Below are 23,681 nucleotides of genomic sequence, written 5' to 3' on the forward strand. Positions count from 1 at the left end.
CAGCAGCGAACGCCTCTGCGACCTGTGCGGGAGCGGCCAGCCCTCACAGCCCGGTGTCCTCGTGCTGCTCGGTGGCGGATGCCCGCTCCAGCTAGATCGTGTTGCCGTCGATGGTCAGTGAGATGCGATGCCCTGCGGAGTGCCGGCCAAGGGCAGTGCCGCAAAGTACCGACGAGCGCGGCGAACACTCCACGGCAGCGCTCAACGCAACGACGATTGCCCAATGGCAAGCGGATCGGTGCCTTTGTGCGACCCGGCGGAATCCCCCCTCGGACACAGACCGTATCCCCGACTTGTGCGGGCCGAGCTGAGCCTCGGCCCGCACGAGCCGTTGTCGGCATCGCTCAACTACGCCATTGGTTTCTCGCTGTCAGGCCTGGCCGGCGTAGGACGCGAGGCGATCGGCGAACGCGACGACGAGGTGGCGCAGTTCGTCCGGGCGCTCGATGACGAACGGCCGGTCGAGTGAGGCGAGCACCGGAGGCAACCAGTCGAGCCGCTCCGCCCGTAGCGCAACCCTTGCGATCGCCGGCACCCGCACGGTCCCGCTCTTCGCCCCGGGCTCCGCCCGTCCGGCCGGACAACCGCAGCGTGATCACCGAGTTCCTCGTCGACGACGTGGACCGCGTGCACCAGAACCTGACCGGCTTCGTCACCGACTTCGTCAACGAGCCCACCACGATGCCGTGGGGCAACCGGTCGCTGCTGTTCCGCGACCCCGACGGCAACCTCATCAACTTCTTCACCCCCGTCACCGCAGCTGCCATCGAGAAATTCGCACGTTGACGCCACCAGCAGGCCCGCCGTGGCGCCGATGACGCTGGTCGACTGCGAGGACATGCTGTCCAGGATTTGCGTAATTCAGCAAGGAAGTTGCAATTGTTTGCGTGACTGATTCTTTGCTTCGTCGGAATCTAGCGCAGGGGAGGGGTGATCTGTACGGTCGGGGCGCCGGTTTCCCGCACCCCTCGCCCCGGCAGGCCCAGGCGGCAGCGAGCGCGGCGGTGGGTGCGGCGACACCGTTCTCGGTCACGAGGCCGAGGCGGGAACGCCGGCCGGGGGTGCGGCCGTCCGGTCGCTGGACCCGGACAACACCTCTGACGCCGGCGGCGGACAGTGGTTTCGCTGCACCGTGGAGGCCGCCACGGCCGGCACCTACACCCTCGGCATGCGTGTCGCGGCTCCCTCCGCGGTGGCCGGGCACTGCACCTGTCGGACGCCTCCGGCGCCGGCCCCACCGCGGCCGTCGACCTGCCCGCCACCCGCAACTGGCAGACCTGGGCCACCGTGACCACCCACGTGACCCTGCCCGCCGACCGACGGACCGTCAGTCACATGAGATCTTGCGGGGACCATTTTTATTTGTTGCAAAGTCCTGTCCAGTTATTGCGTGTTCATATCAAGGATATTACGGTCCCCCTTGCGCCGCCACCACCCCCCACCTCCCCTCCGTACCCCGTGTCCTGACGGTGCCAGCGGAACAGTTCCGGCGTTCCGCGTGAAAGGAGTGGCAAGTGTTCCATTCCATACGAGATCTGAGACGAGCCCTCGTCTGGGCGGTCAGCACCGCGATGCTGGCTGCCGTCGGCGTCGTCGCTCTGGCCGTCCAACCGGCCTGGGCGGCGACCGCTGCCACCGGCGGCAGCGGTGCCAGCCTGCCGTACGTCGAGGTGCAGGCGGAGAACTCCGCCACCAACGGCACGCCCATCGGCCCGAGTTACACCCAGGGCCAGTTGGCCGACGAGGCGTCGTACCGCAAGGCGACAACGCTTCAGGGCGCCGGCCAGTACGTCACGTTCACCACGCCGGTGGCGACCAACTCGATCAACTTCCGGTACAGCATCCCCGACACCTCGGGCGGCTCGGTCTACACCGCCGCACTGTCTCTGTACATCAACGGCGTCAAGCAGCCCGACTTCACCCTGACCAACGCCTACAGCTGGTACTACGGCAGTTACCCCTTCACCAACTCGCCGGGCAGCAACCCGCACCACTTCTTCGACGAGGCCCACCGGCTGTTCTCCACCACCTATCCGGCGGGAACGACCTTCAAGCTGCAGGTCGATCCGGGGAACACCGCCTCCTCGTACACGATCGACTTCGCCGACTTCGAGCAGGTCGGCGCCGCCCAGACCGCCCCCTCGGGGTCGGTGTCGGTGACCAGCAAGGGCGCCGACGCAACCGGTGCGACAGACGCGACCAGCGCGTTCAACGCCGCGATCAGCGCGGCCGGCCCCGGCGGCACCGTGTGGATCCCGCCGGGCACCTACAACATCCCCGGCCACATCAGCGTCAACAACGTCACGATCGCCGGCGCCGGCATGTGGTACTCGACCGTCACCGGCACGGCACCCGGCTTCTACGGCAACTCCGCACCCTCGGCCAGCACCAACGTGCACCTGCAGAACTTCGCCATCTTCGGCAACGTGCAGGAGCGCAACGACAGCGCCCAGGTCAACGGCATCGGCGGCGCGATGAGCAACTCGACCGTGGCCGGCCTGTGGATCGACCACATGAAGGTCGGCGCCTGGATGGACGGGCCGATGGACGGCCTGACGTTCACCGGCATGCGCATCCGGGACACCACCGCGGACGGCATCAACTTCCACGGCGCCGTCACCAACTCGAAGGTGACCAACAGCGACATCCGCAACACCGGCGACGACGGCATCGCCACCTGGGCGGACTCCGGCATCGGTGCCGACGCCAACGACACGATCTCCAACAACACCGTGTCACTGCAGATCCTCGCCAACGCCATCGCGATCTACGGTGGCCACGACAACACGGTCAGCGGCAACCGCGTGGTGGACACCGGCCTCGCCCAGGGCGGCGGCATCCACGTGGGACAGCGCTTCACGTCGACGCCGGTCGGCACCACCACGATCTCCGACAACACCATGATCCGGGCCGGCAGCCTCGACCCGAACTGGCAGTTCGGCGTGGGCGCACTGTGGTTCGACGGCAGCCAGGGCGCGATCACCGGCCCGATCAACGTGACCAACGCGCTGATCCAGCAGAGCCCGTACGAGGCCATCCAGTGGGTCGAAGGCACCATCAGCGGGGTCAACCTCAACAACGTGACCATCGCCGGCACCGGAACCTTCGCCCTGCAGGAGCAGACCGGCGGCGCCGCCAAGTTCACCAACGTCACGGCGACCGGAGTCGGTTACTCGTCCCCGGTGTACAACTGCTCGGGCGGCAACTTCGTCGTCACCGACGGCGGCGGCAACTCCGGCATCAGCGGAACGCCGTACTGCGGCGGTTGGCCGGCTCCGGTCTACCCGCCCTACCCGGCCGAAGGCGTGACGGCCACCCCCGGCGCGCTGAACTTCGGTTCGGTCCCGACCGGTTCGACGAGCGCCGCACAGACCGTGACGGTCTCCAACCCGACCGGCACAGCCGCGTCCGTCTCGTCGATCTCCACCAGCGGCGACTACTCCCAGAGCAACACGTGCGGTTCGTCGATCGCGGCGAACGGCTCGTGCACCGTCAGCGTGAAGTTCGCGCCGACGGCGACCGGCAGCCGTAGCGGTGCTCTGACCGTCAACGCGGGCGGGATCACCAACACGGTCAGCCTCTCCGGTACCGGCACCGCGCCGGGCCCGGTTCTGAACACCGACCCGGCGACCCTGTCCTTCACCGGCACGGTGGTCGGCTCGTCGGCCACCGCGCAGACGGTCAAGGTGACGAACTCGGGCACCGCGTCGGCGACCGTCTCGGGCGTCGCGGTCACCGGTGACTTCAGCCAGACCAACAACTGCGCCACGCTCGCGGTCGGCGCTTCCTGCACGGTGAGCGTCGGGTTCAAGCCCACCACGGGCGGACCGCGCACGGGCAACCTGACCGTCACCAGCAACGCCAACAACAGCCCGACCGTCGTCTCCCTGACCGGCAGCGGCATCGACAGCACCACCAACGTCGCCGCGGGGCGGCCGGCGTCGGCGAGTTCAAGCTCCAGTCCGTACGTCGCCTCGAACCTCACCGACCCGGACGCCTCGACGTACTGGGAGAGCGCGAACGGTTCGTTCCCGCAATGGGCCCAGGTCGACCTCGGCCAGAACTACAGCGTCGGCAAGGTCGTGCTCAAGCTCCCGCCGGCGACGGCGTGGGCGGCCCGCACACAGACGCTGTCGGTGCAGGGATCCACGGACGGCTCCAGCTTCTCCACGATCAAGGCATCGGCCGGGTACACCTTCGACCCGAACACCAACAACACGGTGACCATCACGTTCAACGCCGCCACGGCGAGATACGTGCGGGTGAACATCACCGCCAACACAGGGTGGAACGCCGCCCAGCTGTCGGACTTCGAGGTGTTCCCCAGCGCCGGCGGCCCCTCGACGGCGACCTTGTCGGCCAGCCCGACGTCGTTGACGTATCCCACCCAGGCGCTCAACACCGCCAGCAGTGCGAAGACGGTCACGGTGACCAACACCGGTACCGCGGCCGCGACCGTCTCCGGCATCACTGTCGCGGGCGATTTCTCGCAGACCAACAACTGCGGGACGTCGATCGCGGCGAACGCCTCCTGCACGGTGAACGTCACGTTCAAGCCCACCACGTCCGGCACCCGCACCGGCGATCTCAGCATCGCCAGCAACGCGTCGAACGGCACGACCACGGTCGCGCTGACCGGCACCGGCGCCGGCACGGTGAGCAGGAACCTGGCAGCCGGCGCGGCCACCACCGAGTCCGGCCACGCCGACGTGTACGCGTCGTCGAACGTGACGGACGGCAACCAGGGGTCCTACTGGGAGAGCGCCAACAACGCCTTTCCCCAGTGGGTCCAGGTGGACCTCGGTTCCGCGCAGAGCGCCGGGCGCGTCGTCCTCCAGCTCCCCGCGGCCTGGGGCGCCCGTAACCAGACGCTGTCCCTGTCGGGCAGCACCGACGGCGCCGGCTTCACCACCATCAAGTCGTCGGCCACGTACGCCTTCGACCCCGCCACCAACAACACGGTCACCATCACGTTCACCGCGACCACCCAGCGCTACGTCCGGGTGAACATCACGGCGAACAACGGCTGGCCGGCCGGTCAGCTCTCGGAGTTGCAGGTCTGGAACACCTGATCCGACCTGACGGTGCCGCCGAGCGCCGGCGCGCTCGGCGGCACCTACAGGTCTCGGAGTTCGAGGGTCTTCGGCGCTTGACGCGAACGTGCGCGGCCTGAGACCAAGAGCTTTTCGCGGGCGATTCAGCCGCATCTTCGAGCGGCACAGGGTCGACCTATAGTGGGCCGCATGAGCCGTTGGCAGGAGTTGACCGGGGGGACGTCCGGAGAGGACTACGCCGCACGGTTCGCCGCTGTGGCCCGCAGCGGCAAGGACGTACACGGAGAGGCACGGTTCTGCGCGGCACTGGTGCCCGCCGGAGCGCGGGTGCTGGACGCCGGGTGCGGTACCGGACGGGTCATGATCCGGCTCACGGAACTCGGGTACGACTGCGTCGGGGTGGACCTCGACGCGTCGATGCTGGCTGTGGCGCGGGAGCAGGCCCCGGGACTGCCCTGGTTCCAGACCGACCTTGCCGAGTTCGAGCCCCGTCGGCTCGGCATCGCGGCCGACTTCGATCTCGTGGTTGCCGCCGGCAACATCCTGCCTATGCTGGCGGCCGGCACCGAGGCCACTGTGGTCGAGCGGCTGGCCGCTGCCCTGCGCCCCGGCGGCCTGCTGGTCTCCGGGTTCGGCCTGGACGAGGCCCATCTGCCCGTGCCGCCCTGCGTCACCCTGCCCGAGTACGACGACCACTGCGCCGCGGCCGGCCTCACCCTCGTCGACCGCTTCGCCACCTGGGACGCCGACCCCTACTACGACGGCGGCGGGTACGCCGTCAGCGTCCACCGCCGCTGACCCTTCCGGTCATCGTGAACCACCGGTGGAAAACCCCGTGGAAGTGCTGTCGGTGGTGCCGCTTATGCTGCACCCGATGATCACGCGGATCCTGGGGAGGGCGCGGCATGTTCGAGAAGCTGTTCGGCAGAGGCGGGGAGAGAGCGCCGGCGGATCCGCATGTCCTTCCCGCCCCGCGCAGGCCGAAGAACGGCATGTACACGTTGCGCGCGCTCGGAGACGCGCGGGTGCTCGCGCTGGTGGAGGCGGCCGCCGCGGGTGACTGGGCGGCGGTCAAGGCGGCCCTGGCCCCCTTCGAACTCGGCCGGGACCACCAGGTCCTCGGTGAGCTGGCCGAGCTGGACGGCGTGCAGGACTGGATCGGCCGGGCCGTCGAGGCGGACAAGGAACACCGGGCGACGGCTCTGCTGATATCCGGGGCGCGCCACATCAGCTGGGGGTGGGAGGCACGCACCAGCGCGCGTGCCGCGCACGTCACGCAGGAGCAGTGGCGGGTGTTCCACGAGAGGCTGCACATCGCCGAGGAGCAACTGTTCGAGGCCGCCGAACTGCGGCCGCAATGGATCACGCCGTGGCGCCTCCTCCTCACCTCCGGCCGCGGCATGTCGCTGGGCCGCGCCGTCAACGAGACCCGGCTCGACGCCGCCCTGCGCCGCGACACGCTGGACCTGGAGACCCACATCGGGTGGGTTTCGCAGTTGCAGCCTCGTTGGGGCGGCGAGCCCGGTGATGCCCTGGCGTTCGCCCGGAAGGCGTTCGCCGGCGCGCCCGACGGCCATCGCCTCGGCTGTGTGATCGCCATGGCACACATCGAGGACTGGGTCGAGTCCGACCACAAGAACTGCCTCAGAAGCCCAGAGATCCAGGACGAGTTGGTGGAAGCGGCCGAGCGCAGCATCCTCGACCCCGCCTACGTGCGTCGCCCGGGCTGGCAGCGGGACTTCAACATGTTCGCCATGGCCTTGTCCCTGGCCTCCGTGAGCACCGCGACGCCGCGTGTCTTCCGTGAGCTGCAAGGCGCCTACACCCCGTGGCCCTGGGAGTACATGGCGCAGCCCGAACAGATGTACGCCCGCGCCCGGCGCAACACCTGACCCCGCCACCCCGCCCGGCTCTCGACGCCCACCTCACCCCGGACTGCCCGATGACTCTGCCCGACACCCCTTCGACCCCGGCCGGCGCCGACCGCACCTTCCAGGTGGATCTGCGCGGCCTGGTCGATCTCCTCTCCCACCACCTCTACTCCAGCCCCCGCGTCTACCTGCGCGAACTCCTGCAGAACGCGGTGGACGCGCTGACCGCGCGGCACGACCTCGAACCGGGCGCCCCCGCCGACGCGTTCGGTATCCGCCTGTACGCCGACGGCTCGGTGGTACGGGTGGAGGACGACGGCGTCGGCCTCACCGAGGCCGACGTACACACCTTCCTCGCCACCATCGGCCGCAGCAGCAAGCGTGCGGAGCGGATCGCCGAGCAACGTGCCGATTTCATCGGCCAGTTCGGTATCGGCCTGCTCTCCTGCTTCCTGGTCGCGGACGAGATCCACGTCCTGAGCCGTTCCGCCCGCACCCCCGGCGCCCCCGCCGTGGAGTGGCGGGGACGCGGCGACGGCAGCTACTCCGTCCGCACCCTGCCCGCCTCCGCCCGGCCCCGGCCCGGCACCACCGTCACGCTGACGCCCCGCGCCGACACGGGCGAGTGGACCCGGCCGGCCCAGGTGCACGCGCTGGCCCGGCACTTCGGCTCCCTGCTGCGCCACCCGGTGACCTTCGACGACGGCACCGACGGCCCGGGTGCGTCGGTCAATCCCGAGCCCGCACCCTGGGCGCGCACGTACCCCACGCCGGGAGCACGCTCCCGCGCGCTGGCCGCGTTCGGCGAGGAGATCTTCGGATTCACACCGCTGGACACCATCGACCTGGACCTGCCGGCCGTGGGCCTGAAGGGCATCGCGTGCGTGCTCCCCGAGACGGTGCCGGCCGGGCGCCGCCACGGCCACCGCGTGCACGTCAAGGGCATGCTGCTGTCCGAGCAGGCCGAGGAGATCCTGCCCGAGTGGGCGTTCTTCGTCCGCTGCGTCCTCGACGCCGAGAGCCTGCGCCCGACCGCGTCCCGCGAGTCCCTGTACGAGGACGACACCCTCGCCGCCGTCCGTGACGCCCTCGCCGAACGGCTGCGCGCGTGGATCGCCCGTACCGCCGCCAGCGACCCGGAGCTCCTCGGCCGCTTCCTCCAGGCCCACCACCTGGCCGTGAAGTCCCTCGCCGTGCACGACGACGAGATCCTGCGGATGCTGCTGCCATGGCTGCCGTTCGAGACCACCGCCGGACACGCCACGCTGGACGAGTTCGCGCGCACCCACCGCACCGTGCTCGTCACCTCCAGCGTGGAGGAGTTCCGGCAGGTCGCGGCGATCGCTTCGGCCGCCGGGCTCGGCGTCGTCAACGGCGGCTACACCTACGACCGTGAACTGGTCCACCGGCTGCCGGAGATCAGGCCCGAAGTCAGCGTCGCCGACCTCGACCCGGCCACGCTCACCGCCCACCTCGACCCCGTCGACCGGGAGACGGAACTCGCCGCCGCGGCCTACCTCGCCCTGGCCCGCGACGCCCTCGCCGTCTTCGACTGCGACGTCGCGCTGCGCACGTTCCAGCCCGCCTCGGCCCCCGCCCTCCTCCTCGACAGCCGCGAGGCCCGCCACGAGCGAACCCGCTCCCAGCTCGCCCGCGAACAGCAGGGCGGCGTGTGGGGCGACATCCTCGGCCACCTGCGTCAGGACGCTCCGCGGGCCCAGCTGATCCTCAACCAGCTCAATCCACTGGTCCGTACCGCGGTGACCATCGGCGAACCCGAACTGGCCCGTACCAGCGCCGAAGCCCTCTACGGGCAGGCCGCGATGCTGTCCCGGCGCCCCCTCAGGCCCGCCGAGTCGAGCCTCATCAACCGCTCCTTCCTCGATCTCCTCGCCCACGCCCTCCGCAAGGACAGCTGACGATGCCCACCGCACCCCATCCCCAGAACACGGACCAGCTGTACCAGGCGCTCCAGGAGAACGACCGGCGCCCCTACGGCCGTACCCGCACCGTCACGGCCGAGGAACTGGCCGAAGCCGCCGAGCAGTTCGCGGAGCCGGTCGCGCTCATCCACGCCCTCCTGGAACTTCAGGAGGCGTACACCTACGGCTCCGAACCCCGCAAGTCGCCCGTCGTCTTCGCCCGCCTGCTCACCCTCTTCGACGAGCAGCCCGACATGTTCGACGAGCGGCTGCGCCACCTGCTGTTCTGGCGGTTCAAGTGGGTGGCCAACGCCCTGGTCGCCCTGCCCGAGATACCCCTGGCCAGCCTGCGCCAGTGGCTGACGGAGATGCGCGACCGGTACGAGAAGGCCGGTCTCGGTCTCCAGCCCTATTACGGACAGGCCTACCGGCTCGCCGCACACGTCGGCGAGGACACCGGCCTGCCCTTCGAACTGTGGGCGGGACGGACCCGCACCCAGCTCAGCGACTGCGAGGCCTGCGAGATCTGCGAGCGCGCCCTGTACCACCTCGCGGCGGGCGACGACGAGCGGGCGCTGCGCAACTGGGAGCCCGTCCTGACCGGGAAGGAATCCTGCCAGGAGGAGCCCGCCCGCTCCGTCTCCTACGCACTGCTTCCCCTGCTGCGCACCGGCCGCACCGACCGGGCCCGCGAGCTGCACCTCACCGGCTACCGCGCCTGCCGCCGCAACCCCTCGATGTCCGGTGAGGTCGGCCGGCACCTGGAGTTCTGCGCACTGACCGGCAACGAGGCACGCGGCCTGGAACTCCTCGCCGAGAACCGCAGCCTGTTCGACGACGTCGACTCGCCGCTGGACCTGCTCGGCTTCCTCACCGGCGTCGAGGTCCTCCTCCAGCGCGTCGAACTCCTCGGCCACGGCCAACTGCCCGCCGCCGGATACGCCGGCCGCACCTGGACGGTGGCCGGCCTGCACGCCGAGGTGCGCGGCCGCGCCGCCGACCTCGCCGCCCGTTTCGACGCCCGCAACGGAACCACGGCCCACACCGACCGGCGCCGAGCCCGCCTCGACCGTGCCCCCCTCCTGGAGACACTGCAACTGACCCTGCGCGCCCGCGGCCTCGACGACGTGGCCCCGGCTGCCGCGCCCGCCGCCCGCACGACCACCGCCGCCGTCCCCGAGTCGCTGCCCGACCTCATCGCCCGGGCACGGGCGTTGGACGAACAGGCGCATCCTGACGCGGCGGCCTGCTGGGTACGGCTGCGCACCCTCGTCACCGCCCCGGACTACGCCCACCCCGACGACCCGGCCGTGGGACCGCTCGCACAGCTGCGCGCGGACCTGCTCGTCGACGAGGCGAGCCGGGTGGGCGAGAAGGATGAGTTCGACAAGGCGGCCGCCCTGTACGAGGAGGCCGCGGGCCTGTACGACGAGGCCGGAGCGCCGGGTCACGCGGTGCTCGCCCGCGCCTGCGCCCTGCTCCCCGCGGCGGAGATCCCCGCGGAGCGTGCCGACGGAGCCGAGGCGAAGGCCGCCGCGCTGACCGCCGCCCACGCGGCCCTGGTCCGGCTGCACGAGGAGACGCCCGGCCTCGCCCCGTACCAGGAGGCCCGTCTGCTGCGGCTGCGGGCGACCGCGCTCGGCCTGCGTCTGCAGACGTCGAGGAACGAGGAGCACATCGCGCCGGTCCTCGCCGAGGTGGACCTGCTGCTCGCCTTCGCCACCCGGCACGACATCGCCGGACAGATCTCCGGCGCCCACCTGCTGCGGGCCAGTACCTACGCCCTCTCCGGCGACCTGCCCGCCGCGCTCACCGAGATCGACGCCCTGCTCGGCCGGCTGAAGGCGCACGGCCCCGCCTGGCACCTGCCTCGCACACTCGGTCTGCGCGGCCGGCTCCAGCTCGGCCTCAGCGACGCGCAGGCCGCCCACGTGGATCTGACCGAGGCTCTGCGGCTGGCCGCCGAGTGGCCGTCCGACTCCGTCGACACCGCACGCCTCCACAGTGATCTGGCCGAGGCCTGCATGCACCTGGGCCGCCCCGACGAGGCACTGCGGCACCTCACGCGCTCCGCGGAGCTGGAACTGCGCCACGGCAGCCGGACGGACGCGTTCTGCACCTACAGCAACGCGGCCCAGCTCAGCCTCGACCTGGGCCGTGTCGAGGACTGCATCGCTCTGCTCGACTCCCTCCTGGCGGAACCGGACGTCGCCGCCGGAGAGGTCGACGACCGGCTCGTCGCCCAGCTGCGCCTGTGCCGCGCCCGCGCGCTGCACGCGGGCGAGGACCTCAAGTCCGCCACGGCGGAGCTCGCCGCCCTCGCGGCCGAGTCGGCCGGCTGGGACGACGACCCCGGCAGCCACGCCATGATCGCCGCGGAGACCGCCGTGCTCCTCGCCGAGTCCGGCGAGTTCGGCCGAGCTCGCGAGGCAGCGGACCAGGCCCTCGCCGCCCACGTCCGGGCCCCGCGCTACGAGCAGCTCAGCAGCTGCCTGCGCGAACTCGCCCGCCTCCAGGCCCAGCGGCAGGGGCCCGAGGGCCTGGCCGACGCCCTCGCCCTCCTCGCCGACGCGGGCAGGATCGCCGACGAGGCCCGCGCCGCGGGGTACGAGGCCCGCGGCCGCTCCCTGGACAGCGCCCTCGCCTACGAACACGGACGGGTCAACGCCTACGCCGGTGAGTACGAGACCGCCCTGGTCGCTCTGGACAAGGCCCTCACCCTGCTCGGCGAACCGGGACCCGACGAGGACCACGCCGGCGAGTGGGCAGAGTGCGTCCGTCTCGCGGCTGCCGTGGAGGGCCTCTACCTGGAACGCCCCGCCCCCGCCCTCACCCGCCTCGACAGTGCGGTCTCCTGCCTCACCGCCCTGGCTCACACCGAGGAGACCAAGCCGCTGACCTCCCTGGCGACCCGGCTACGCGACGAGGGGTAACACGACGGGCCCCTACCGGGGGCCGGCCCGCCTCGGGACGGGGCGGGCCCCCTCGCCGACCGGCCGGTGCGTGCTCCGGGTGGCGGCCCGAAAGGAGCCTTTGCTGAAGCACCGTAACTCCCGCAAGGAATCCCACGGCTCGGCGCGGCTCCCGGCCCCTCCCGTGCAGGGCGCGGGTTCGCGTCTTCGACGGCAACGGCCCGCGTGGACGGGCGGCCCGGGGTGAGATCGCCGGCGTCCGGCACGCGCGGATCCGAGAACTTCGCAGTCAGAACGTCCTGTTGGCCTCGTTGACCTGCCGCAAGCACAGGCGATGCACTAGACACTCGTGCGTGGCGACGTTGTCAGGCCGTTGGGAGTGACGCGCGTCTCCCGTCTCCGCGGGTGGGCCGGAGACGGGAGACACCGGGCTACTTCGCGGTGAGGAACTCGTCGCCGGACAGCGGACGGTTCACGATCCGGATGTCGCCGATGCCGCCGTGGAACACGATGTCGACGGCGCCCGCGTACTCATGGCCGCCCACCAGCCAGGGCAGCCCGAGCGAAGTGAGGCCGACCGACAGGCGGTTCGGGTTGTCGACGACCGGAGCGCCCTCGACGTACAGCTTCGTGTGGCGGCCGTCGTTGACCACCGCCAGGTGCCACCACTTGAGCTCCACCAGGCCGTGGCCCCAGTTGGTGGTCGGGTAGGTGTCGTTGAGCGGGTAGTGGTTGAACTGCGGCTCACGGCCGTTGTTCGAGATGGCGAGCTGGAGCACGGGCTCGCCCGGGTCGGTGTTCTTGCCGTGCTTGCCGGCGTCACCGGCCGAACCCCGGCGGCTGAGTATCGACGCCCAGCCGTTGCTGCCGGCGTCCCAGTCCAGCGGCATCCTCACGAACGTCTCGATGGTGTACCCGGACTCGAACGTCTCGGCGTTCAGCGGAGCCTTCGCCCCGGTGGTCAGATACGAGCCGTGGAGCGGGTTCCGGCCGCCCGTGAACTGCAGGCTGGCGTGCGCGGGCTGGTCGGGGTGGTGGTCGGCCGACCAGGTCAGCGCGTCGGCGGCGGTGCCCGGCACGGTCACCACCGTCAGGTCGTTGCCCCTGCCGGACAGGTCGGGCACGGTCTGGCCCGCGGTGAGCGCGGTGCCGGGCGTGCCCTGCCCGTCGAAGCGCCAGTACGCCAGGGTGCCCTTCACCAGCTCCCGGGCGCCCGGACGGGCCGGCCGGACCGGAACCGGGGCAAAGCCGGAGAACCGCTCCGCGAAGTCGACCGGCACCGAGAAGTTGTCGACCGGGCCGGTGATCCGGGCGTGCTGGGCCGCCAGTTCGGTACGGGACTCCGGCTCCTGGGCCAGGATCCAGGGGTTGACCGTCTCGACGTCGATCGTGTTTCGGGCAAGGTCGAAGTGGTACAGGCGGATCATGCCGCCACCGCCGAAGTAGCGGTTCTGGTAGTTGGTGATATGCAGGTGCACGTCGTTGCCGGCGGCGTTCTTCGCGGTCGTACGCGCGGGCGGCCAGTAGTGGCCGTTGAGGGTCAGGAAGATCTGGTCGTTGTCGTTGATCAGTTTGTCCCAGACCGTCTGGCCGTAGCCGGAGAGCACGGCGTTGTTCTCCGGGTCGCCGGACTCGTACGGGAAAACGTTGTCATCGTAGTTCGAGTAGACGAGGTCGTGCGTGGTGAGGATCACCGGCAGCTTCGGGTGGGCCTTGATGACGCCGTCGGCCCAGGCGAAGCCCTGCTCGCTGGTCCGCCAGTCCAGGGCCAGCAGCAGCCAGGAGCGGCCGGCGGCCTGGAAGATGTGCGCGGTGTTGTAGCCGGTCGGGTCCGCCCCGGCGAACGTCTTCGCGTGCTTGAACCGCTGCGGTCCCATGGTCCGCAGATACGCCGTGTCACCGCGGCTGTCGTCACCGCTCACGTCGTGGTTGCCGGCCAGCACGCTGTACGCGGCACCGTGCGCGTCCAGCATGGCGAACGCCTTGTCGACCTGCTGGAAGGACGACGGGTCCGCGTCCTGTGTCAGGTCACCGAGGTGCGCCATGAACACGATGTTGTCGTCGGTGGCGCCCCCGCTGTTCTTGATGATGTAGCGGAACGACTCCTCCTGCGGCGTCCGGTTGACGCTGTCCTGACTGCCCCAGTACAGGAACTGGGTGTCCGGCATGACCGCGAGGGTGAACCGGCTGGCGGTCGGATCCGGTCTCCAGGTGCCGGTCCCGCCGCTCTGGGCGGTGACGGCGGCGAACGCGGGTGTTCCGGCGAGCGAGGAGGCGCCCACAGTTGCCGCACCGGCCAGCGCCGCGTTGCGGAGAAAACCACGCCGACTCTGCCCGGTCGTCTCTTGTGACGGAGTGTCATCCTGAATGGACATAGGGCCTTTCCCGGGTCGATGGTTCAAACTGCGACGACGCTACCCAGAAGGCCCCTAAGCCGGGCGGACACGAGGTGACAAGCGAAGGCCGGGCGTCTGTCCAGGATCGAAAGACTGGCCCGCACGCCGTCGTTCGGCCCCGGTTACTCTCCGACCAGCGGTCGGTTGCTCAGGCCGAGGTCTCCGTCACGGTGTGCTCGCCGCGCCGGAAGGTGGCCAGGGCCGCCCACACCATGGCGGCCAGCGGGATGACACCCGAGATGATCACCTGGCCCTGGCTGGAGACCAGGCTGTTCGGGGTGCCCAGCAGATAGCCCAGGCCGATGCAGCTGCGGGACAGCGCCTGGAAGCAGGCCCATGCGCTGCCGTGCACCTCGGCCGGCACGCGCGAGTGCACCGCGTTGCGCAGACCGACGTTGCACGCTCCGTTGCCGAAGCCTGCGATCAGGAACAGCGGGAAGATGACCGCGGCGACCGGGATCAGACCGGTGAGGAGCAGACCCAGGCCGATGCCCGTGATGCCGCCGACGATCAGCAGGGTGTGCCGGTCCGCCCAGCGCACCCGGCCCGCGAGCAGGGCGCCGGGGACGGACCCCAGTGCCCAGGTCGCCAGGAAGAGGCCGAAGACGGTGTCGTTGCCGTCGACGACGTCCCGCAGGTAGAAGACGCCCGCGACATTCTCGATGCTGGTGGCCAGCATCGCCGCCGCCAGCGCCGGCATCAGTGTGCCCACCACCGGGGCGTCGCGCAGCGCCCGGTAGCCGTCCGCGAGCTTCGTGGCGGGGCGGCGGCCGATCGCCACGTCCACGGTGCTGGGCACCGCCAGCATGGTGCAGCCCGCGAGGACGAGGAAGGACACGGCGTCCACCGCGAGGAGCACGCCGGTGCCCCACTGGGAGGTGAGGAAGCCGGCCAGCGGAGGCCCGAGCAGCCCCGCCACGGAGAGTCCGGCCGTCAGCAGGCTGTTCGCCCTGCCGGTGTGCTGGTCCCCGGCGACGGCGGGCAGCATCTTGAACCCGGCGGCCACCGAGGCCACTCCGGCCAGGGCCGACAGCGCGATCAGCGCGACCTTCACATGGAACCCGCCGACGGCGGTGGCCGCGCCGAGGGCCAGCGACTGGACCAGCAGTGCCCACAGGCACACCGCGCGCGCACTGAACCGGTCCACCACCGAGCCGATCAGCGGTGCCGCGAGCACCGTGGGGATGAGCTCGGCGAGCATCACCTCGGTCACCCCGAAGCGGATGTCCCGGTCCGCCGCGTGCAGCACCAGCCCCAGCGAGGCGAGTGTGTCACCGAGACGGGAAAAGAGCGTTCCCGCGATGAGCACCTGCGCGGCGACCGGCATGGCGGTACCCCGGCGCAGCGCGGCGAACGGCGCTCTCCGCGTCTTTTGCGTGTCCAATCCAGTCCAATCCGTCCACTTGCTGTGCCCATCCAGTCTGCTCGCCGATCAGATTAGGCCTGCTCGCAGAGTGGTGGAGCGTCCACCGGCCACCGGGACACACCGCTTTCCGGCCTTTGCGTGCACTGCCGGAACCCGGGGCGCGATCCCAATTTCTCAGCCACTAGCAGCGCTTCACCGAAAATCCACATATGTTCCACATCAACTCCGGCCGGCCCGGGACATGCCGGCGCGTTCCGTGCGCCACCCGCGACGATGTGCATCCGGGGCGTTCCGGACGTCCTTTCCCGGGGCGGCCGGGCAGGTGAAGAGGGGGGGTGTCCCAACGTCCCGCTGGGGGTCGTAAAGCGTGCCTTTCGGCCAATCGCTGGAGTTTTGGCGGTCTCTTCCGATGAGGGGCTCGATCTCCGTCCGCCGATCCGGAAAACACCTTCCGGGGTCGCGGAGTTATCGAAGCCGTCCAGATGAATGTCCGGAAAATGCCGGGACAACGAGCCGTCCCATTCTCCGAGGAGCGGAGCAAAGGGAACGAATCGGTATCTCCGGGAGGGCCAACTCCCCTGGTCCTACGGAAGGCGGTCGCGTCCCATTATCGTGACGAGTTCGGACGAATGAGGGGAGAGGGTGATGTGCGACCGCACGACTGCCGTCCCCGTCCCGCCGGTTCCCGCTCTGCGGCCCGTACCGGACTCCGTGACACCCGACCGGCTTTCAACTACTGCCGGACGCCCAGGCATTGATGGCCCATCAGTCATGGCCCGGAGAACTTCGTCGCACGGAAATTGCGCCGCCCATTCCAGGATCCGTCAGGGAACCGCATTCGATAGGCATCGGGCCATGCGCGCCGAACTCCACCCGATCCCGTCAGCCCGCTTGCAGCGGCCGTTCGCAACCTGGGCATCCCCGCCCACATCGACGCAGGGAAGACCATCGTCACCGATTTCGCCCCCGGGTCGCGACCGCGGCATCACCGTCTTCGCCGTGGAGATCGAACGCCCCCTGTGCGTCCTGCGGTGCGTCCTGCGGCGGAGGTACCTGCACCGGCCTCCGCGCTGCGGTGGGACCGGCCTCCGCGCTGCGGTGGGACCCGCCCCCGCGCTGCGGAGCGACCGGCCCCGCAGTACGGTGACCCCCCGTCGAAACACAACCGTTGTGGAACGCCCCGTGAGCCCTCTCTGTCCAGGTCACGCGCCTCCGGCCCAGGTCACACCACCTGGCGTGAACACGCCACCGGTCCGGAACCGGGTGTTCCCCGGCTCGCCTGCGCGGATACCCGTGCCGGATCCCTTGACGAGTCACTGTTCGGGGGATTAACTCACGTCCTAAATTAAGCCATGAGGGGCTTCGGGAGTCGAACGGTGGTCTCGGCCTTCGCAAGTGCGGGCGCCGGCCTTCGCGAAGCCCTCTCGGGGTTCTCGACTCCCGGAAAGGCACAGCTGGAGCCATGCGCAGCATCCGAGCCGCGGCCGTAGGCGCCGTCACCATGTCTCTTGCCCTCGCGGCCACGGCCTGCGGTGGCGGTTCGTCCACCGGCGGCGGGTCCAACGACTCCCCGAAGACGCTCACTTACTGGGCCTCCAACCAGGGCGCCAGCATCGAGGTCGACAAGAAGGTGCTCCAGCCGGAGCTCGACAAGTTCGAGAAGCAGACCGGCATCAAGGTCAAGCTGGAGGTCGTGCCCTGGTCGGATCTGCTCAACCGGATCCTGACCGCGACCACCTCCGGCCAGGGCCCCGACGTGCTGAACATCGGCAACACCTGGAGCGCATCCCTGCAGGCCACGGGCGCGCTGCTGCCCTGGGACGCCAAGAACTTCGAGAAGATCGGCGGCAAGAACCGTTTCGTCGACTCCGCGATGGGCTCCACGGGTGCCGAGGGCAAGGACCCGGCGGCCGTACCGCTGTACTCGATGGCGTACGCGCTCTACTACAACAAGAAGATCTTCGCCGACGCCGGTATCGCCAAGCCCCCGGTCACCTGGGACGAGCTGGTCGCCGACGGCAAGAAGATATCCGCCAAGGGCAAGTCGGTGCTCGGCGCCGAGGGCGGGAACCTGTCGGAGAACATCCACCACACCTTCGTCTTCGCCAAGCAGCACGGCGCCGACTTCTTCACCTCCGACGGCAAGCCGGACTTCACCAACGACAAGGTCGTCGCCGCGGTGAAGCAGTACATCGACCTCATGGCCAAGGACAAGGTCATCCCGACCGGCGACGCCGAGTACGCGCAGAACCAGTCGGTGAGCGACTTCGCCAAGGGCAAGCAGGCGATGCTGCTGTGGCAGTCGGCGTCCTCCAACCTCAAGTCGCAGGGCATGAGCGACAGCGACTACGGCATCGCCCCCGTGCCCGTGCAGTCCGGCGCCCCCGGCACCGGCGCCCAGGTCAACTCGGCGGTCATGGGCATCAACATGGCCGTCTTCAAGAACACCCACAACGTCGACGGCGCCACGAAGTTCGTGAAGTTCATGACCAGCGACACGGAACAGAAGATTCTCAACACCGCCTACACCTCCATCCCCCCGGTCAAGACCGTGCAGGAGGACGCGGCCTTCGGTACCCCGGCCAACGCCGTCCTGAAGAACACCCTCGCCACCAGCGCCGCGGCCCTGCCCCAGGTGGCCTCCGAGTCGCAGTTCGAGACGACGGTCGGTACGGCCGTGAAGAACCTCTTCGCCGACGCGGCCGCAGGACGCGCCGTCACCACCGACTCCGTGAAGGCCCAGCTGGAGAAGGCCCAGCAGCAGATGCCGGCGGCCTGAACGCGATGACGACCACCACCACCGCCGTGCACGAGCCGGTGCGTGCGAAGTCCGCCGGGACGGCGGGCGGCTCGGGCCGCCGTCCCGGGCGGATCCGCCGGATCGGACTGCCCTACCTGCTGCTTCTGCCCGCCCTGCTGCTCGAACTCCTCGTCCATCTGGTGCCGATGGTCATCGGCGTCGTGATGAGCTTCAAGGAGCTCACCCAGTTCTACATCCGCGACTGGGGCACCGCCCCCTGGTCCGGGTTCGACAACTACCGGACGTCGGTCGAGTTCAACGCCCCGGTCGGCAAGGCCCTGTTGCACTCCTTCTTCGTCACCGTCGAATTCACCCTGCTCTCAGTCGGCCTGTGCTGGCTGATCGGCACGGCGGCCGCGGTGTTCATGCAGGACACCTTCCGCGGGCGGGGCCTGCTGCGCGCCCTGTTCCTGGTGCCGTACGCGCTGCCGGTCTACGCGGCCGTCATCACCTGGGTGTTCATGTTCCAGCACGACAACGGCCTGGTGAACCACGTCCTGCACGACCAGCTGCACCTCACCGACAAGCCGTCCTTCTGGCTGATCGGCGACAACAGCTTCTGGGCGCTGCTGACCGTGTCGGTGTGGAAGGGCTGGCCGTTCGCCTTCCTGATCGTGATGGCCGGACTTCAGAACATCCCGAAAGAGCTGTACGAGGCGGCCGCCCTGGACGGCGCCGGCATGTGGCAGCAGGTCCGCCGGATCACCCTGCCCTCGCTGCGCCCGGTCAACCAGGTGCTGATCCTCGTCCTGTTCCTGTGGACGTTCAACGACTTCAACACGCCGTACGTCCTGTTCGGCAAGTCCGCCCCGGAGGCCGCCGACCTCATCTCGGTCCACATCTACCAGGCCTCCTTCGTCACCTGGAACTTCGGCACCGGCTCCGCGATGTCCGTGCTCCTGCTGCTCTTCCTGCTGGTCGTGACCGGCGTCTATCTCGCGCTCACCTCACGCGGACGGAGGACCGCCGATGTCTAGCCCCCACTCGCCGATGGCCCCGCCGCGCTCCTTCCTCTGGGCCCGGGGGATCTTCCTCACCCTGCTCACCGGGTTCGTGCTGGTCCCCGTGTACGTGATGATCTCGAGCTCGCTGAAGCCTCTCGCGGACGTCACCGGCAAGTTCCGCTGGCTGCCGAGCGGGCTGACCATCCGCCCGTACATCGACATCTGGTCGACGGTCCCGCTCGCGCGATACTTCGTGAACTCGCTGGTCGTGGCGGTCTCGGCGACCGTCTGCTCGGTCGTCGTCGCGGTGTTCGCCGCCTACGCGGTCAGCCGCTACGAGTTCCGCGGCAAGCGGGTCTTCACGGTCACCGTGCTGTCCACCCAGATGTTCCCCGGCATCCTCTTCCTGCTCCCGCTGTTCCTCCTGTACGTCAACATCGGCAACGCCACCGGCATCGCCCTGTTCGGCTCGCGCGGCGGACTGATCCTGACGTATCTGACGTTCTCGCTGCCGTTCTCGATCTGGATGCTGATCGGGTACCTCGACTCGGTGCCCAGGGACCTGGACGAGGCGGCGCTGGTGGACGGCTGCGGGCCGCTCGGCGCGCTGTTCCGGGTGGTCGTACCGGCGGCGATCCCGGGGATCGTCGCGGTCGCCGTCTACGCCTTCATGACCGCCTGGGGCGAGGTGCTGTTCGCGTCGGTCATGACCAACGACACCACCCGCACCCTGGCCGTCGGCCTCCAGGGCTACTCCACGCAGTACGACGTGTACTGGAACCAGATCATGGCCGCCTCGCTCGTGGTGAGCGTCCCCGTGGTGGCCGGCTTCCTGCTGCTCCAGCGTTACCTCGTCGCCGGGCTGACGGCGGGCGCCGTCAAGTGAACCCGTCCAGTTCAGAAGCTTGTCGCGAAAGGAATTACGTGACCATCGACCTCGCCGCACTCCCGCACGACTTCCTGTGGGGAACGGCAACGGCGGCGTACCAGATCGAGGGAGCCGTCGCCGAGGACGGCCGCTCACCCTCCATCTGGGACACCTTCTCGCACACCCCGGGGAAGATCGCGGGCGACGACAACGGCGACATCGCCTGCGACCATTACCACCGCTGGCGCGAGGACATCGGCCTGATGGGCCAACTCGGCACCAACGCCTACCGGTTGTCGATCGCCTGGCCACGCGTGCGGCCCGGCGGCGACGGCCCGGTCAACGCCAAGGGCCTCGACTTCTACGACGAGTTGATCGACGCCCTGCTCGCGGCAGGGATCACCCCGTCGGTCACCCTCTACCACTGGGACCTGCCGCAGGCCCTCCAGGACCGGGGCGGCTGGCCCGAGCGGGCGACCGCCGAGCACCTCGCCGACTACGCCTCCGTCGTCGCCGAGCGGCTCGGTGACCGCGTCCGGCACTGGACCACCCTCAACGAGCCCTCCTGCTCGGCCTGGATCGGCCACCTGGAGGGCAAGATGGCCCCGGGTCTGACCGACCTCACGGCCGCCGTCCGCGCCTCCTACCACCTGCTCCTCGGCCACGGTCTGGCCGCCCAGGCGATCCGCGCCGCCGCGCCCGGCGCCGAGGTCGGTATCGTCAACAACCTGTCGACCGTGTACAGCGTTTCGGACCGCCCCGAGGACGAGGCCGCCGTCCGCCGCCACGACGGACACGTCAACCGCTGGTGGCTGGACCCGGTGCACGGCCGTGGCTTCCCGGCCGACATGGTCGAGACGTACGGCGTCGAACTCCCCGAGCGCCCCGGCGACCTGGAGACCATCGCCACCCCGCTGGACTGGCTGGGCCTGAACTACTACTTCCCGGCGTACGTGGAGGACGACCCGAACGGCCCGGCCCCGTACGCCCGTTCCGTGCGCCGCCCCGACGTCCCGCGCACCGGCATGGACTGGGAGATCGACGCCAGCGGCATCGAGACGCTTCTGCTGCGCCTCACGAACGAGTACGGGGCCCGCAAGCTCTACGTCACCGAGAACGGCTCGGCCTACCCGGACGTGGTCCGCCCCGACGGCACCGTCAACGACCCCGAGCGCCAGGAGTACCTGGTCGGCCATCTCGCCGCCTGTGCCTCGGCGGCCCGCAAGGGCGCCCCGCTGGCCGGGTACTTCGCCTGGTCGCTGCTGGACAACTTCGAGTGGGCGTACGGCTACGCCAAGCGCTTCGGTCTGGTCCACGTCGACTACCGCACCCAGGTCCGCACGATCAAGGGCAGCGGCCGCCGGTACGCGGACATCATCCGTGACCACCGGGGACAGGGCCGCCAGGCGGCCTGACCGGGACCGCGGTGGGCGCGGACCAGGGGAGTTCCGCGCCCACCGCACCGCACTCTCACACGCATGCACGACGGTCCATGGACACCGAGCTCTGATCTGTCATGAACACAACAATATGTGCACCATCGACACTCAGGAGACCCGCATGCCATCCCGCATTCCCCGCACCCTCCTGGCCGCCGCCGCCGCCGCGACCGCGGCCCTGCTGGCCCCGGGCCCGGTCCTGGCCGCACCGGCGTCCGCCGCTGCCGCCGCCGTGACCTGGGACACCGACCGTGCGAACACCGCCTACGCGGCCGACCCGAACGCCGTCACCGCCTCCGGCAGCGAGAACGGCGGCACCACTCCCGGCATGGCCTTCGACGGCGACGGCGCGACCCGCTGGTCCAGCAACTTCGCGAACGACGCCTGGATCCGGATCGACCTCGGCAGCACGATCCGCATCGACCGCGTGGTCCTCGACTGGGAGGCCGCCTACGGCAAGAAATACGTCCTGGAGGCCTCGAAGACCGGCACGGACTGGACGCCGTTCTACACCGAGACCGCGGGCACCGGCGGCTCGGTCACCGCGCACACCTACCCACAGGAGGTCACCGGCCGCTACATCCGGATGCGCGGCATCGAACGCGCCACGCCCTACGGCTACTCACTGTGGAACTTCAAGGTCTACGGCGGCACCCCGGCCCCGGCGTCCTCGACCGTCAGCAACCTCGCCCTGAACCACCCGGCGTACTCCAACTACTACCAGCACGCGGGCAACTCACCGGCGTTCGCCACCGACGGCGGCTGGCCGGCCGACCTGAAGGGCGACTACACCCGCTGGTCCAGCGACTGGAACGCCGACCGCTGGATCTCGGTCGACCTGGGCGCCACCTCCACGATCTCCTCGGTGGACCTGTACTGGGAGTCGGCGTACGCCGTCGACTACCTCCTCCAGGTCTCCGCCGACAACGTCAACTGGCGCACGGTGTACGAACCTTCGGCCGCCGCCATCGCCGCCCGACGCGCGAACGTCGTCGCCCCCGGGGACGCGGCGGGCCTGCACGACACCGTCACCCTCCCCTCCCCGGCGACCGGCCGCTATGTCCGGATGCTCGGCAAGGAGCGCCGCAGCTTCTACAACCCGGCCCCCTCGACCGCCCAGTTCGGGTACTCCCTCTACGAGTTCCAGGTCTGGGGCACCGGCGGCAGCGCGCAGGCGGCCTACCCGGCCCTCCCTGGCGAGCAGTCGGGCACGTACCAGACCACGTTCTTCGACGACTTCACCGGCGGCTCGCTCGACCGCTCCAAGTGGCGGGTCGTCCGCACCGGCACGGAGATGGGCCCTGTCAACGGCGAGTCGCAGGCGTACGTCGACTCCACGAACAACGTCCGCACGCAGAACGGAGAGCTGGTCCTCGGGGCGAAGTACTGCAAGGGCTGCACCCAGGCGGGCGGGGGCACCTACGACTTCACGTCCGGCCGCATCGACACCAACACCCACTTCGACTTCTCCTACGGCAAGGTCAGCGCCCGTATGAAACTCCCGGTCGGCGACGGCTACTGGCCCGCCTTCTGGCTGCTGGGCAGCAACGTCGACAACCCGTCGGTCTCCTGGCCGGCCTCCGGCGAGACCGACATCATGGAGAACATCGGCTACCCGACGTGGACGAGCACCTCGCTGCACGGCCCCGGCTACTCGGCAGACGGCAACATCGGCACCCGCCAGACCTTCCCCAACGGCGGCACCATCGACCAGTGGCACACCTACGCGGTGGAGTGGACACCGACGGCGATGCGTTTCTACGTCGACGACACCCTGGTCCAGGAGACGACCCGCAACAAGCTGGAGTCGACCCGCGGCCAGTGGGTCTACGACCACAACCAGTACGTCATCCTCAACCTCGCCCTGGGCGGCGCCTACCCGGCCGGCTGGAACCAGGTCACCAGCCCCTACTGGGGCCTGCCGCAGTCCAGCGTGGACAAGATCGCGGCCGGGGGAGTGCAGGCGGAGGTGGACTGGGTGCGGGTGGAGCAGAAGCGGTAGGGGGACGTACGTCTCCCCGGAGACGAGCAACACGGCCGGGCTCCCTCGTAGCTGCACAAGTCCGCCTGGTCCGAGCGGGAGCGGCCGGGGCTGCTGCGGGTGCGGGA

General features: G+C 69.8%; 12 protein-coding genes and 2 pseudogenes. 11 read left to right on the top strand and 3 right to left on the bottom strand.

What is annotated here, in order from left to right; translation table 11 throughout:
• Positions 1 to 370: 370 nt before the first annotated feature.
• Positions 371 to 520: pseudogene (locus ABZ396_RS24415) on the bottom strand (transcriptional regulator); the annotation flags it as partial.
• Here ABZ396_RS24415 and ABZ396_RS24420 point away from each other — a divergent pair.
• The 6 genes and pseudogenes from ABZ396_RS24420 to ABZ396_RS24445 form a co-directional block, all read left to right on the top strand.
• Positions 510 to 786: pseudogene (locus ABZ396_RS24420) on the top strand (VOC family protein); the annotation flags it as partial. The pseudogenes ABZ396_RS24415 and ABZ396_RS24420 overlap by 11 nt on opposite strands.
• A 728-nt stretch (positions 787 to 1,514) precedes the next feature.
• A complete protein-coding gene (locus ABZ396_RS24425) occupies positions 1,515 to 5,072 on the top strand; it encodes a choice-of-anchor D domain-containing protein (RefSeq protein WP_358925329.1) in 3,558 nt (1,185 codons plus the stop codon).
• Positions 5,073 to 5,243: 171 nt separating this feature from the next.
• The gene (locus tag ABZ396_RS24430) at positions 5,244 to 5,852 is read left to right on the top strand and encodes a class I SAM-dependent methyltransferase (RefSeq protein WP_358926824.1); all 609 of its coding nucleotides are present in this window, start codon (positions 5,244 to 5,246) and stop codon (positions 5,850 to 5,852) included.
• Positions 5,853 to 5,959: 107 nt separating this feature from the next.
• Positions 5,960 to 6,946, top strand: a complete 987-nt coding sequence (locus ABZ396_RS24435) for a hypothetical protein (protein WP_358926823.1) — start codon at positions 5,960 to 5,962, stop codon at positions 6,944 to 6,946.
• A 50-nt stretch (positions 6,947 to 6,996) separates the two neighbouring features.
• Entirely contained in the window at positions 6,997 to 8,844 is a 1,848-nt protein-coding gene (locus ABZ396_RS24440) for an HSP90 family protein (protein WP_358926822.1), read from the top strand.
• Between the two features lie 2 nt (positions 8,845 to 8,846).
• Entirely contained in the window at positions 8,847 to 11,780 is a 2,934-nt protein-coding gene (locus tag ABZ396_RS24445) for a hypothetical protein (RefSeq protein WP_358926821.1), read from the top strand.
• A 410-nt stretch (positions 11,781 to 12,190) separates the two neighbouring features.
• Here ABZ396_RS24445 and ABZ396_RS24450 read toward each other — a convergent pair whose 3' ends face one another.
• Both ABZ396_RS24450 and ABZ396_RS24455 read right to left on the bottom strand, forming a co-directional pair.
• Positions 12,191 to 14,134 (bottom strand): LamG-like jellyroll fold domain-containing protein, encoded by a 1,944-nt coding sequence (locus ABZ396_RS24450; protein WP_358926820.1) that lies wholly within the window; start codon positions 14,132 to 14,134, stop codon positions 12,191 to 12,193.
• Positions 14,135 to 14,303: 169 nt separating this feature from the next.
• The gene (locus tag ABZ396_RS24455) at positions 14,304 to 15,539 is read right to left on the bottom strand and encodes an MFS transporter (protein WP_358926819.1); all 1,236 of its coding nucleotides are present in this window, start codon (positions 15,537 to 15,539) and stop codon (positions 14,304 to 14,306) included.
• Between the two features lie 1,444 nt (positions 15,540 to 16,983).
• On the opposite strand from ABZ396_RS24455, the gene ABZ396_RS24460 reads away from it, so the two are divergent.
• The 5 genes from ABZ396_RS24460 to ABZ396_RS24480 all read left to right on the top strand — a co-directional run bounded on the left by ABZ396_RS24460 (position 16,984) and on the right by ABZ396_RS24480 (position 23,574).
• A complete protein-coding gene (locus tag ABZ396_RS24460; protein ID WP_358926818.1) occupies positions 16,984 to 18,300 on the top strand; it encodes a sugar ABC transporter substrate-binding protein in 1,317 nt (438 codons plus the stop codon).
• Between the two features lie 5 nt (positions 18,301 to 18,305).
• On the top strand, positions 18,306 to 19,298 hold the full coding sequence (locus tag ABZ396_RS24465; RefSeq protein ID WP_358926817.1) for a sugar ABC transporter permease: 993 nt from the start codon (positions 18,306 to 18,308) through the stop codon (positions 19,296 to 19,298).
• Positions 19,291 to 20,151: a carbohydrate ABC transporter permease gene (locus ABZ396_RS24470; protein WP_358926816.1), complete on the top strand. Its 861-nt coding sequence runs from the start codon at positions 19,291 to 19,293 to the stop codon at positions 20,149 to 20,151. The genes ABZ396_RS24465 and ABZ396_RS24470 overlap by 8 nt, the downstream gene beginning before the upstream one ends.
• Before the next feature lie 38 nt (positions 20,152 to 20,189).
• Positions 20,190 to 21,548, top strand: coding sequence for a GH1 family beta-glucosidase (locus tag ABZ396_RS24475; protein ID WP_358926815.1), 1,359 nt, complete (start codon positions 20,190 to 20,192; stop codon positions 21,546 to 21,548).
• A gap of 145 nt (positions 21,549 to 21,693) precedes the next feature.
• The gene (locus tag ABZ396_RS24480) at positions 21,694 to 23,574 is read left to right on the top strand and encodes a discoidin domain-containing protein (protein ID WP_359185847.1); all 1,881 of its coding nucleotides are present in this window, start codon (positions 21,694 to 21,696) and stop codon (positions 23,572 to 23,574) included.
• Positions 23,575 to 23,681: the final 107 nt, after the last annotated feature.

This window comes from Streptomyces sp. NPDC005866 (assembly GCF_040629895.1).
Lineage (GTDB): Bacteria > Actinomycetota > Actinomycetes > Streptomycetales > Streptomycetaceae > Streptomyces.